Consider the following 13,337-nt stretch of genomic DNA (forward strand, 5'->3'; position numbering starts at 1 on the left):
GGGGGGGGGGCGGACATTTGGTGGGGGGGCGGGTGGAGCCAGTACTTGAGTGGGAGGCGGCGCTAAGCCTGCGGCTCCGGCTCCACCAAATAAGGAAAAAGCAGTAATCCGCTCCACTGGGCCATCTTCGTCGGCAATGATGTCGCCCATGAGGCTGATTTCATAAATACGCAAGGTTGCCCCGGAGCCCGGATCGGGCATAAAACGAATGATTAAGAAGCGGCCAGTGAGGTTGGAGAAATCAATGCGGAAGCGTTCAGCACTTCCGTCGACCTTCTGTTCCACAGTGGGGGAGAGTTCACTGAAAAAGTCACCGGGTAGTGAAATAGTGCTAAAGATGGCGTCTCCTGCGAAATTGACGATAGAACTGAGAGCATCGTCTCCATTTTGAGCGAGTAAGAGTGGCTCCCACTGGCCTCGATTGAAGATCATCGCCATGTCGTCGTCAGCTTTTGTCGTTGAGGAATCGGCCTTTTTGGCGGCATCTTTTTCCTGACGATCGAGGACATCCTTCACATCGTCGGGCAGTTTATTGACGACATAGAAGTCGAAGTTGCCGGGGCCGGATTCAAACAGCATAGAGACGCTGTTGACTTCTCGCTGATCACTGAGATCGACGATAACGACGTTTTCTTGATCGCTGCTATCGAAGTCGTAGAAGCTCTCTACGTCGTCGTCGATCATGGACATTGCATAATCGGCCTGACCGGAACTGACGTAGCTGACGCGTGAGTCCGCATGGGCGGAGGCATAGTTGAACTTAACGGGCTTGCTTTTGGTTGAGCTGGCGGTGTTGGCGGCAATATTTTCATCTCGTTTCTGTTCGCGCATTCTGACTTCGGCAACCGATAGGTTGCCAAATGCCCCCATGTTGCCAATGACGCCAGCCTGATCGATGACGAGGTGAGCCATTAGGTAGCGAGCTTGGAAGGGCTTGAATTTCGGGCTAACAACTTGATTGAGACCAAATTTGTCTGCCGGAGCCGCACTTTTCCAACTACTGGCGTCAGGAGCCTCGAGGGAGGGCGAATAATAGAGCTGCACGCTTCCTAGAGAGGTGAAGTTCTTGAAATTAAATCGGTTAACCATGAAGGAATCATTGAGATCAACGACAAAGCGGTATTCACCTGGCTTAACATCAAACGAGGCGGTGGGGTCATCGGTCATTAAGGAACCCATCGTGTCTGTACTGTCCGCTTCTTGCCAACTGACGGGACTTAGGAAATTTTCCGACGCATCATAAAGAGTTGCCCCCATGTGCCATCGGGCCAAGTTTTTCTGTTTATCTAAGAGTTCCTCCTTGCTGACATCGGGCACTTCTAGCAGCGTCAATTCCGATTTATCAGAATTGCTCGTTGAGGTGTCAGCCCATAGCGACAAAGTCACCATCGAAATGAGTCCGATAGCGAAGCGCTTGTGAAATTTGGTTATACTTCTCATCAATTAAACCTCTATAATATATCTATTTTCAGCTAAATTGATAGTAAATTCAGCCGTTCTCCTCTTTATAATTGGGAGTTTATCGTCAGATTTGTTGATTCTCTTAAAGAAATGTTGCATAGAAAATTTATTCTATCGTAAAGCTTGTCTAGATAAATATCTTTTATGAAAATGGGGTGTATGTTTTATTTGAATTGCTGTAAAAGGGCCAGGCGATCATGGGGCTTGTTTGCCCTAGTGTGGCTATGCTTTATCCAGTACGCCCATGCTCAGAATGAGAATTTTAAGCTTGGGGGCTTCCTTTTCGACTTAGCAGCGACTCTGGAGGTTATTTACGACGATAACATCAATTACGCAGAATACAATCCGCGGTGGGACATTATCATCCAGCCTGGAATCTCGTTAAATGGACGTTATCAGGTCTCAGAATTGAATACACTGAGCGTCAATGTAGGCATTGGTTACTCTAAGTATCTCCGTACACCGGAATTGGACTCGATTAACAATTTTCTGAATATCAATCCAGATACGGAAATTGCGTTCACTATTTTCATTGATGATGTAACAATCGAGTTTTATGACCGATTGGCCTATAGTGTCGATGCCTCGGACGCCTTTGGGCTAAATGGAGCAGTGGTTTCCTCCAACCCTCTTGACTATGGAAGATTCACGAATATCGCAGGTGTAGATGTTGATTGGGATCTCAACGATATTGTTCTGTTCGCTGGTTTCAGTAGAATGGACATCATTCCTACTTCTTCAACTTTTGACTACACACGTCGCCACGATTATAGCTTGGTTGGCGGCCCTCGTTTTCTCGTGGCCGATAACTTGACACTGGGCGTTACCGCGACTGGATCACGCAATATCTACGATGAGAATGTTAATAACAACAGCTGGAGTTGGTCGGCTGGCCCGATGGCGATTTGGCAGGCTTCGGAGAATCTCAGTTTTTCAGGCAATATTGCATATCAGGAATTTTACTTCGACGACACAGGATCGATCAATGATTCTAGCCAGCCGAGTGGTTTGGTTGGCGCTGCCGCGGTTAGCCATCGGTGGTCCAGTGTATTTGAGCACTCCTTGTCGGCAGCGCACAGTTTTAATTTCGGTTACCTCTCCAACGTCGATTCTGTCTTTTCACTCACGTATGCATTTAACTGGCGTATGAACAGTAAGATTAGTCCACGAGGGCAGGCTTATTGGGAATTGGGCTCAGATTCCGGTGGTTCTGGCTTCAACGCACTCGGTTTCCCGGTATCAACTGCGGAAAATTATAGTCGCTATGGCATCGGTGTTGGCATAGATTACCGATTATCCACAAAAATCACAACCAGCTTGGATTATGCCTTTACCCATAAAAAATCCAACTTGTTTAACCGGTCCTATTACCAGAACCAGGTCACTCTTGGTCTGCGTTATGATTTTTAGGTTGCTGGTGATTTTTGCGTTGGTGGGATTGCCCACGGGTTTTGCGCAACCGGAGACTTTGCCCACCGCTCCGGGGACTAATATTGTGGGGACTAATAATGCGGGGAGTCCTGTCGCTGAGCCAGTCCCGGACGCTTATCTGCCACCCGCCCCGCCGATCGATCAAAATGATTCGCATGATGCGATGACTTTGCTGGACAATAAAAAGCAGATTAAAGTTGGCGATCAGCTGGAATATATGGTGGTTGAAGACCGTGAGCCTCCAGAGGTGCTTTTAGTGGATGAAGATGGACAAATCGAAATCCCGCTTTTAGGCAAAATGCCAGCAGACAGCCACACTGCCCAAGATCTTGCGTTCACAATCAGCGAAGCGCTCAAAAAGGAACATTACTATCAGGCGACGGTGTTGATATCAGAGCATCAGGCGGCAAATCGACGAGGCATCGTGCTTGTGATGGGTGAAGTCCAGCGGGAAGGCGTCGTTGAAATCCCTTCGGGGGACATTCTTCGTGTGAGTGACGCGATCATGCGTGCTGGTGGGTTTAATCTCTATGCTGACCCAACGCGGGTTTCAATGATTCGCCCAAATGCGCAGAATCCAGAATCATCGCAGCGTTTTGACATTAATGTGGGCCAAATTTTGGAAACCGGTCGTCTGGATCAAGATTTGATTCTTCGAGCCAATGACCGGATTTTTGTTGGACGCCGTGGTGATTCTAGCGGTCAGTATACACTGAGCGGTGCTGTGCGCTCGCCAGGCGTTTACCCAATTTCAATTGGTCAAAAAATTACACTTAGCGAGGCGATTTTGATCTCTGGTGGTTTCACGGAATTTGGCGACGGTAGCGATGTTACGCTCATGCGCTATGGCGAAGATGGATCGCGTACCGAGCGGGAAATCAATGTAAACGAGATATTGGAAAAGGGACGGCAGGACAACGATGTGCTGCTGCAACCCGGAGACCGAATAATCGTGGACGAAAAGTGGGTCACTTTCTAAATTATGGCGCAGAGCGGATTTAATGACCAAGATAAAGATTTCGAATGGTCGGAGATGCTCCGTTCATTCTATTTTCGTGGCCGCCTGGTGCTTGCGCGGCTCTGGTGGGTGATCGTGCTTTGTTTGGCCATTGGTATCAGTATTCAGTGGTTCAAGCAGTCTCAGCGGAAGCCGGTTTACCAGTCCAACGCGCAGATGGTCATTGACGGTCAAGTGACGATTCCCGAGGGCGCGCGTTATCAGGAAGTCTTCCTCAATTTCTTTGGTACCCAGATCAAGCTGATGAATAGTCAGCAAGTCAAAGAACGTGCGGAGCAGCGAGTGGCGGCGCTTCACCCGGAGCTTAAGCCCGTCTATGTGCATGTTAGCGTTTTACAGTCTGTCGACGCCAGTGCATTCGATCTCTCGGCAGTTGGCGAAGAACCTAAATATGTCAGCGCTTATTTGGATGCGGTCATGCATGAATTCCTCGCTTATAAGGAAGAGCGCCGTAATCAGACCACAGAAAAATTCTTCCTGACGATCATGGAGAAAGTCCTCGAAAAACAAGCTGAGATTGAGGATTTGGAAGAACAGAAACTGAATTTTCAGCGGTCCAACAATATCGTCTTTATCACGGAGCAGGGGAACAATGCGGGTTCCTATTTGGCTGAGTTGAACAATCAGCGGGCTGGTTTGCGGACGGAGATCCGGATTCTCAATTCCATGGGACATGAGAAGGATACGAATCTCGATGCACTCACTGAATCGAAACTTAGTTCACTGGACAATGGCTACGAGCGGGCCAAACGCCAAGTCGAGCAATTGCGTGCTGAGCGTGACGAGTTCGCAATCTACATGAAGCCCGCGCACCCGAAAATCCGCCGGCTTAATCAGGAGATCGAGCGTCAGGCGAATTTGCTTAACATTTTTCGCCGCCAGACTCTTGGTCAGCTAGAAGACCGCCGTAAGCAGTTGGAGGCGGAATTAGTGAATCTTGACGCCATTATTGCCGATTGGGAAATCAAGGCGCTGAAATTTAGCACGCTGCTTGCTGAATTTGGTCGGCTGAATTCACGGCTGGAAAGCGCCAAGGCTGTCCACGCACGGTTGTTGGCCTCCATCGATTCGATCGATATTACGCAAAATACTCACCAGGAAACGATTTCGATTCTGGAGTATGCCAGTGTGGCGTATCCGGTTGTCATGGATAAGAACAAGCAAATTGCTCTTGGTGCGCTGATGGGCCTCATGATGGGTTCCGGCATTTTGGCAATGGTCTCCATGCTGGATACGCGAATCGTGTCTGCCGAGGATATCGGTGCACGCTATACGCCGCCAGTTCTGGGAGTCATCCCTCTACAACAGCAAAAGAAAGGGGCGCGGTTGCAACTCCTCCAGCCAGGTGATGATCGGGTAATGTTTGCGGAATCGTGCCGCAATATTCGTTCTTCGCTGCTGTTTATGGATTTAGATGGCAAGCGCCCTCAGATGATCGTGCTTACCAGCTCAGTGCCTGCTGAGGGGAAATCGACCTTGGCAAGTAACTTGGGCATCACGCTCGCATTTGCTCAGTCCAGAACCCTATTGGTCGATGCGGATTTGCGCCGCGGACGCATTCATACAGAATTCGATATTACGGTAACTCCTGGGCTAGCCGAATTAATCGAAGATCCGTCACTGACGCTGGAAGATGTCACCATCCAGACTGAAACAGAGAATCTGCATGTCATTCCATGTGGGGATTATCCTGAGCGCCCAGGCGAACTGTTGCTGAGTAAGCGCTTCGAAGAGCTTCTCGCGCTCATGCGTTCGAGATATGATTATGTGATCTTCGACTGCCCGCCTGTGTTGGCGACAGATGACACCCCGAGCTTCGCGACCAAGGCCGACGCAGTAATTTTCATGGTGCGGTCTAATTATACCCGCTCTGGCCAGATTAAATCCTCTCTGGACATCTTAGAGCTGCGCGGTGTGCAAGTAGACGGATTTGTGCTGAACTTCGTGGATACTCGTCAGCCTAGTCATTATTACTACTACAACCGCTACAACGATTATTACAACTACCGCGCCAAGAAGAAGGATCCTGTAAAGGATAAAGCAAAATTCTCAGCTTCCTGATTCATTATATAAGTTTGTGTTGCCAATAGCGACTGGCCCTTAAAGCTGGCAAATTTTATGGAAGATAAACCGGGCAGTCGACCATACGCCGATATTCATATTGGCGTTGTTATGGAATCGAGTCGCAAAAAGGAGATTGAATCTCCATTGCCGACCAGCCCAACTCATCTGGTTCATTTCTTGGTGGTCATTGGCCTGATTGGGCTGGTGTTGCTCAGTGGTGGTAAATTCCTCTGGGTTAAAGGTCTGTTTGTGGGGATCATTGGGTTGCTGTTGATTCTGCGGCCTCCTCAATCGACGCTAGACCCTAAGCTAGACTGGACGGTTATGATCTTACTGGTCATTGCCAGCTTTGCCTTTATTCCTGCTGGATACTTGGATTTTCTTCCAAGTATGTTTTTTGGGCGTTCTGGCTGGTGGAAATCCATTAGCGGATCAGGGGTAGAACTGCCCGTTACGGTTTCGCCACAGCCGTTGAAGTCGTTGGAACATTTAGTTCTATTGGTGGCAGGTTTATCTTACCTGTATCTGCTGATTAATTCGCGTTTTCGACTGGATGATCGTTGGCGTTTGCTCCAATGCTTTGTTCTGCTAGGTGGATTATTGGCAGGTTTGGTGGTCGTCGGGAATCTATCTGGTACGCAGTATTTTGATACGGACCGAGCCGCTAGTTTCAGCTTTTTTGATAACCGGAACCAAACATCGATCCTCTTGGTGACGATTGGCATCGTGGCGCTGGGGATGACGTTCTTTGGGGCAACGAAGCATTGGATTTGGGCAGTATTATCAGGCCTCGCGTTTCTGTTGTGCGCATTGGCGATATCAATGAGCCTATCTCGGGCTGGCCTCCTACTTTTTGTGTTGGGTTGCGGGGTATGGATAATCCTTCGTTTTACCGTTCTCGGTGGTAAGGGGGCCCTTCGGGTGGTGGTGCCGCTGGTTGCACTGAGCTTCAGCTTGATGCTGATAACTGGGCAGGAGACCTTATCGCGCTTCAGTGATTGGCTCGGTTCTGAAGAGAGCATGTTCGACGATTTTCGCTGGGTTGTTTACCGGGACACTGTTTCCCTGATTGCGGAGCAGCCAGCAACTGGAGTCGGGCTAGGTAATTTTGCTGCTGTTTTTCCACATTATCGGGATCAGTCCCTTTCGCCTCAGCCGATTATTCATCCGGAAAGTGACTGGATGTGGATTGCCGCCGAGATGGGAGCGCCCGGTTTCTCGATCATGGCCACATTGGTATTCTACCTGTTTTGGATGGCTTTTCCCCTTGGAACGGATCGTTTAGCCTTGGTGCGAATGGCCGCCTTGATCGCGGTCTCGGTCTTCCTGTTACATACATTTTTCGACGTGTCTGGTCATCAACTGGGTGTGGTGCTGATTGCCATTTGGTTGTTTCGGATGGCGATGCCGCATCTCAAAAACGATTATCCATGTAAATTTCCAACTTGGTCGTGGCAAGCTGCTGGTGGCTTACTGATCCTCGCTGGGGGGCTCTGGATAACGGCTGATACGACCGGCCTGATGTTGCATTCTTCGATTGTGAAGCAGGAAATCCCGGTCCGCGTTGCCGAAGCGCTTGAGGTTGGAAAAAGTGAGACAATTGCCGACGATATTGAAACTGGTCTGATTTTCCTGCCGATGGATTGGGAGCTTTACCTGCAGCGTGGTCAGGCACGTTTGTACATCGAGAACAACACCAACGGTGCTCGCCAAGACTTTCAGCGCGCACGTGCGATTGAGCCTGTGCTGGTTGCCCCAGCGCTTTATGAGGGCCAGGTGTGGTTGCCGCGAAGCACACACTACGCATACGAAGCATGGGCAGATGCACTAACGCGCCAATCGGAGAACCCCGGTGAGCTACACCACCGCATTATTTTGGAATCGACCAAGAATCCCCGCTTTGCCCGGGATTTGGACAGACTCAGTCAGATTACGCCTGAATTTCGTAAAAACTACCTAGCATCGCTCAAAAAGGAAGACTTTCTACGGGCGCTCAGCGAAGACTTACGCCGTGATCCTCAGTTAACTGGGTTTACCCCTGAACAGCGCGAACGCATCATGAAAATCTGGCTGGAACGAGGTGATTCCGGTCGTCTAATCCGTTTTCTTGAGGAGAACCCCGACGCTGCGCCGAATTCTTGGTATTACCGGGCCAACGCATTGGCCCGCATGGGTAACTATCCCGCAGCGATTCAGCTTGCCCAAGAGTATGCGCCGATTCCACAGATTCCCGCAATGGAGTCGCTGATGTTGCGCGATATACGCGAACAACGGGCACTTTTTGCATCGCGGACCACTGATGTCGTGCGCGGTGGAATTCTTCTGCAGACTCAACTGAACAATCAGGATACCGAAGGTGCGCGTTGGACGATCGAGCAACTGCTGAAGCTTAAGAATCCGCCGCCCTATGTCTATTATTGGCAGGGTGAACTTAGCCGCCTCGACAATAATTACGCTGATGCTTGGAGCGGGTGGAAACAATATCTGAAGGAAGTCGTGGAGCGCAAAATTGAGCTGAAGACGACACAAGCTGAAATGTTTGATGGGATTAAGGATACCGGCGATAATCCCTTGCTTTGGGAACTCGTGGAGCCTTTCCAGCGGAAGTAGAACTCCCCAAGAAGGGGGGAGATTATCGACGTTATCAGGATTGCTAAAACGAAAAAAAACCGATTTGCTGCGCGCATGTTAATACAAAAACCTCTCATTGTTTCTGCTCTTCTCACTCTCACCCTAAGCAGCCTTTATGCGCAGAACCTGCAGCCTGCAGGGGACGTGGCATCAGCGCCGCCAGATGAGAAGTTTGCGGTCAACACGGAAGCATGGGACAGCTTTATCAGTTTCAATGGAGCGCGGATCATGGGTGACCCGGCAGACCATATGTTTGTGCCGAGTGCCAGTTATTACACATCGTATACTTCTGTGGGTAAGCGTTTGTCCAAGAGCACAATTGTGCCCAGCTTTTCAACCAGCGGCCCACTCTTTGGCGGTGACGGCTATTTGACACTATCAGGCGTGTTGCCGTTTGATGGAGATGATACTTACCAGTTCAACACACTTGGCGGCTGGAAATATCGCTTATTGGAATACCTCGACATTGATGTCGGCGGTGGTTTGGCCCTTTATGATCAGAATAGCTTTGGTGCCGGCCAGCCCAGCCAACTTGGTTCTTACTATCGCAGTGCTTTTTTCTTTGGTATCATTGGTCGGCTTCCGCTGAACCCTGCGGCATATGTCACTTATGACTCCCAACTGGAGCAGGTTCAGGCTATCGTCGGTGTTTCGGAAACATGGAAGCTTGCAGAGGAGTGGACTCTTTTCGCAGAAGCTCGTCTTGGTCAGCTTAGTTCGCAGTCTTACCTTGGTGACAGTAAGTCGCCGGTTAGTGGCAAATGGCGCAATGGTTACACCTATTGGTTGACCACGGCCGAGATTTCCTGGACGCCGATCAAGAACGGCACGATTGCCGCAGGTATTGGCTACACCGGCAATAACGATGGCACAAGGGGCATCGAGAACATTGATCTAGGCCCCGAAAACACTGTTTACGGGAAGTTTAGTATCGCCTACAGCTTCTAGCCCTAGGTGTATATTTTCATCTTATTGCCGGACTTTGCATGATTGCGAGGGCCGGCAATTTTTTTCCAAAGGTCAACAATTAAGGTAGCTTGGATTTGACCACGCTCTTATGCGTATTCCAGTATATTACGTCCCAGCAGACGTTCTTTCGCCTCCAAACAGAGGCCGACAAAGGTTTCCTCAAACAGCGTCAGTTCATGCTGGCGCGCCCAAAAGCAGGACCAGTTCCGTTTTAGGCCACTATCGACAACTGGTCGGAGCGTCAGGCTTCCTTTGGTTAAATCCAGACCGGCAACCCATTTGGGCACAAAGGCCAAGCCTTGGCCAATTTTAACCATTTCCAAAATGGCTTCCATGCTGCCTACTTCGATCAACTCGGCCGGGCGGACGCCTTGACTGTGTAGTTTATCTTTAATGATTTCATCCGCTGGATTGCCACCGCCGTGCAAATGCAGTGTTTCGCCGCTGAGGTCATTGAGGTCGATCTCACTCTTTTGCGCTAAGGGATGGAAAGGAGGCATCACGACTTGAAGCTCGTCTTCAAACCATTCGAGTGATTCGAGGTCTGTGGCATCGGAACCAACATTGAATGCAAGGACGAGGTCGACCTCGTTGCGACGAAGCCGTTCAATGTTTTGCTTGCCGGAGCTTGGGCTGATACTGATCGAGCAGCCTGGAAAACTCTGCTTAAATTCGCGGATGATCTCGGGTAAAACAAGGTGAGCGCAGGCGGGCGTGGCACCGACTCGCAGGCGTCCCCGGCCCCAACCATCAAAATTGCCAATGCGTTCACGCATGGATTCCAGCCGGGCGAGGATCTCCGTCGCCTCACGAATAATAAATTCTCCGGGTTCAGTCGGGCGAATACGTCGGCCTTCACGTTCGAAAAGGCGGTGGCCAATGTCATTTTCAAGCGCTTTTACTGCATGGCTAACAGCGGATTGTGTTAAATGCAGGGACTTTGCCGCTTCGGTAAAACTTCGTGTTCGGGCAACGGCGACGACGGTCATTAACTGGCGGGTATCTAGTGGTGCGATCATGATGGCATGGGAATAGCTAGCATTCGCCATACCATTCATGGCTTCTACTCCAGATAATACTAGCACGATGAAAATCGGGTTGGTGCGGCTGCTTGACGCTGCACCTTACATTTTGGCGGGTGAGCTGGGATATTTTCAAGAAGAGGGCCTAAGAGTACAACTGCACTGGGAACTCGGATGGGCCACGATAAAGCATAAAATTGCTTATGGTGAGCTGGATGCCGCACACGCGCTTGCTCCGCAGCCTTTAGCAATTTCGGTCGGATATGATGTTGCCGCACGCCCATGCCGAGCGCTGATGGTGACGAGTCGATTGGGCAACGGTATTACACTTTCAAATAACATTCGAGAACGTGGAGTAAGCTCTTCCGATGATTTTCGCGCCGAAGTGCGTTCCATGCGCGGTCAGCGTTTATATAAGCTGGGTGTGGTTTCACTTGACTCGTGTCATTACTTTTTACTCCGACAATGGCTGACGAGCATCCGGCTGGATCCAGACCGTGACGTTAAGATTGTTGTGATTCCACCGGGCCAGGCAGTTCGCAACCTGCGAGCGGCTACATTGGACGGTTTCTGCGTCGGTGAGCCGTGGAACAGCCTTGCTGTGCGTGAAGGATTGGGCTGGACCGTGGCGATGAGCAATGACCTTGCCCCGAATCATCCAGAGAAAGTTCTAATTGCACTGGAATCCAAGATTGCTGATCGACCGGATCAGTACGAGGGGTTGATTAAAGCGCTTAAGCGTGCCTGTCAATTTTGCTCAAATCCCGAAAATAATTCACGCGTTGCCCGCCAGATGCGGCGCTCCCAAGTCCTCGGAACAACGGCGCAAGGCATAGAGAAAATCTTGCGAGGGGAGTATGACCGCGGAACTGGCTTAGATTTCTTGCCCGAGCCAGTGATTGATTTTGGTGCCAATGGCGGAACAGATATTTCTGCGGCGGATGTGGCTTGGATAATACTTAGCACAAAGTTGGCCGAGTGGCGTGGAACGAGCGCGAGCGAGATCATAGAATTGGCCTCCAAGGTCTATCCAACAGCCAAATAAATGGCCACTGCGGTCAATTTTTGTCGTTTCTGCTGCCTAAAAATAGGCACTCAGTATGCCTGTTGAGGCGGAATTACACATGAGCACCTTTCATCAATGTGCTGAAAACAAAACACAGGCATTCATGCATAACGTTTATGCCTAGATTTTGAATAAATGAATAAAATTCATGAGTGGCATGATTTTTATCACCTGTGGATTTGGGCTCACAAATCCAATTTGGCATGTGCAGTGCAATGTAAGGGGACGAACGCAAATACTATCTGCACACCTTCCACTCAAAAACGCATATGAAACGCATTATTGTTAACACAGCCGCTGCGCTCGCTCTGAGTTTATCTCCGGCCTACGCCGATCTCGACTTGGAGAAGGATGAGCTCAAGTTCGGCTTTATTAAACTGACGGACTGCGCACCGCTCGTCATTGCCAAGGAAAAAGGCTTTTTCGAAGACGAAGGCATTCAGGCCGAAGTCATTGCTCAGCCAAACTGGAAAACGCTGCTCGATAATGTCATTAATGGAAACCTAGACGGTGCGCACATGCTCTCGGGCCAGCCCATTGCTGCTACGATTGGCATCGGCACTCAAGCCAATGTCATCACCGCCTTCACGATGGATCTAAACGGTAACGGCATCACCGTTTCCAACTCGATTTGGGAGGAAATGCAGTATAACGATCCGGCCCTCGATACACCTACGCCGAAGCACCCAATTTCCGCCGACTCGCTCAAGCCGATTGTTAAAGAAAAACTCGATGCCGGCGAGAAACTCCAGATGGGTATGGTATTCCCGGTATCCACGCACAATTACGAACTCCGTTATTGGTTGGCTGCCTCGGGCATCAATCCTGGAATGTATACCGAAAGTGACACTGGCGGTCGCACGGATGCGGAAGTCGAGCTGTCGGTGACCCCCCCCCCTATGATGCCAACCGTGCTCGAAGCCGGAAATATTCAGGGATATTGCGTTGGTGAGCCTTGGAACCAACAGGCCGTCGTCAAAGGAATCGGTGTGCCCGTCACCACTAATTACGATATCTGGAAGAACAATCCGGAAAAAGTTTTCGGCGTAACTCAGGAATGGTCTGATGCCAATCCAAACACCCATGTCGCTGTTGTGAAGGCGCTGATCCGCGCGGGTAAATGGTTGGATGAAAAGGACGCCAGCGGTAATTTTGTCAACCGTGAAGAGGCGGTCCGCATTTTGTCTCAGCCCAATTATGTGGGGGCAGACTATGACGTGATCAAAAGCTCGATGACAGGCTCGTTCACTTTCCAAAAGAGCGATGTACGCTCGATGCCGGAGTTCAATGTATTCTTTGATGATTACGCCACATTTCCGTGGTATAGTGATGGCATCTGGTTTCTCACGCAAATGCGTCGGTGGGGCCAAATCAACGAGGCCAAGTCGCCGACTTGGTATCTTGAAACGGTGATGAAGGTCTACAAGCCCGACATCTACTTGCACGCCGCCAAGCTCCTCCTAGAGGAGGGTCTCATCGAGAAATCCGAAGTGCCGTGGGATAGCGATGGTTTCAAACCTGCCACGGACGAATTTATTGACGGCGTTGTCTATGATGCTCACGACCCGATCGGCTACTTGAACTCGCATAAAATTGGCAACAAGGATCCAGCCGGACTGACCGCTAACTAACTTCCCGTATAGTCCAAGCCTGGCGGTTGGTTTCATTCTGCCGC

The 13,337-nt window shown here is 50.1% G+C and carries 9 protein-coding genes; 7 read left to right on the forward strand and 2 right to left on the reverse strand.

Annotated elements, in window-relative coordinates:
* A partial coding sequence (locus IE065_RS12060) for a hypothetical protein (RefSeq protein WP_229792106.1) occupies window positions 1-1,440 on the reverse strand: 1,440 nt, incomplete at its 3' end.
* A gap of 225 nt (window positions 1,441-1,665) precedes the next feature.
* Here IE065_RS12060 and IE065_RS12065 point away from each other — a divergent pair.
* The 5 genes from IE065_RS12065 (at window position 1,666) to IE065_RS12085 (ending at window position 9,553) form a co-directional block, all read left to right on the forward strand.
* On the forward strand, window positions 1,666-2,871 hold the full coding sequence (locus IE065_RS12065) for a hypothetical protein (RefSeq protein ID WP_229792107.1): 1,206 nt from the start codon (window positions 1,666-1,668) through the stop codon (window positions 2,869-2,871).
* Window positions 2,861-3,871, forward strand: coding sequence for a polysaccharide biosynthesis/export family protein (locus IE065_RS12070; protein WP_194500035.1), 1,011 nt, complete (start codon window positions 2,861-2,863; stop codon window positions 3,869-3,871). The genes IE065_RS12065 and IE065_RS12070 overlap by 11 nt, the downstream gene beginning before the upstream one ends.
* A 3-nt stretch (window positions 3,872-3,874) precedes the next feature.
* Complete coding sequence (locus IE065_RS12075) at window positions 3,875-5,971, forward strand: polysaccharide biosynthesis tyrosine autokinase (protein ID WP_189515405.1); 2,097 nt, start codon at window positions 3,875-3,877, stop codon at window positions 5,969-5,971.
* 57 nt (window positions 5,972-6,028) lie between these two features.
* The gene (locus IE065_RS12080) at window positions 6,029-8,584 is read left to right on the forward strand and encodes an O-antigen ligase family protein (protein WP_189515406.1); all 2,556 of its coding nucleotides are present in this window, start codon (window positions 6,029-6,031) and stop codon (window positions 8,582-8,584) included.
* A 75-nt stretch (window positions 8,585-8,659) separates the two neighbouring features.
* On the forward strand, window positions 8,660-9,553 hold the full coding sequence (locus IE065_RS12085; RefSeq protein WP_189515408.1) for a hypothetical protein: 894 nt from the start codon (window positions 8,660-8,662) through the stop codon (window positions 9,551-9,553).
* A 107-nt stretch (window positions 9,554-9,660) separates the two neighbouring features.
* On the opposite strand, the gene IE065_RS12090 is transcribed toward IE065_RS12085, so the two are convergent.
* Window positions 9,661-10,659, reverse strand: coding sequence for a LysR family transcriptional regulator (locus IE065_RS12090; RefSeq protein WP_189515410.1), 999 nt, complete (start codon window positions 10,657-10,659; stop codon window positions 9,661-9,663).
* 1 nt (window position 10,660) lies between these two features.
* Between IE065_RS12090 and IE065_RS12095 the strand changes: the two genes are divergently transcribed.
* Together IE065_RS12095 and IE065_RS12100 are read left to right on the forward strand one after the other, a co-directional pair.
* Complete coding sequence (locus tag IE065_RS12095; protein ID WP_189515412.1) at window positions 10,661-11,641, forward strand: CmpA/NrtA family ABC transporter substrate-binding protein; 981 nt, start codon at window positions 10,661-10,663, stop codon at window positions 11,639-11,641.
* 290 nt (window positions 11,642-11,931) lie between these two features.
* Window positions 11,932-13,293 carry a CmpA/NrtA family ABC transporter substrate-binding protein gene (locus IE065_RS12100; protein WP_189515414.1) on the forward strand — a complete coding sequence of 454 codons (1,362 nt, stop codon included), beginning with the start codon at window positions 11,932-11,934 and terminating at the stop codon, window positions 13,291-13,293.
* The last annotated feature ends 44 nt before the right edge of the window (window positions 13,294-13,337 follow it).

It is taken from the genome of Cerasicoccus arenae (assembly GCF_014651635.1).
Lineage (GTDB): Bacteria > Verrucomicrobiota > Verrucomicrobiia > Opitutales > Cerasicoccaceae > Cerasicoccus > Cerasicoccus arenae.

Excerpts from the sequence above, each read along its gene's own strand:
- IE065_RS12070 (WP_194500035.1), top strand. The coding sequence starts at position 2,861 with ATGATTTTTAGGTTGCTGGTGATTTTTGCGTTGGTGGGATTGCCCACG.
- IE065_RS12080 (WP_189515406.1), top strand. The coding sequence starts at position 6,029 with ATGGAAGATAAACCGGGCAGTCGACCATACGCCGATATTCATATTGGC.
- IE065_RS12075 (WP_189515405.1), top strand. The coding sequence starts at position 3,875 with ATGGCGCAGAGCGGATTTAATGACCAAGATAAAGATTTCGAATGGTCG.
- IE065_RS12085 (WP_189515408.1), top strand. The coding sequence starts at position 8,660 with ATGTTAATACAAAAACCTCTCATTGTTTCTGCTCTTCTCACTCTCACC.
- IE065_RS12100 (WP_189515414.1), top strand. The coding sequence starts at position 11,932 with ATGAAACGCATTATTGTTAACACAGCCGCTGCGCTCGCTCTGAGTTTA.
- IE065_RS12095 (WP_189515412.1), top strand. The coding sequence starts at position 10,661 with ATGAAAATCGGGTTGGTGCGGCTGCTTGACGCTGCACCTTACATTTTG.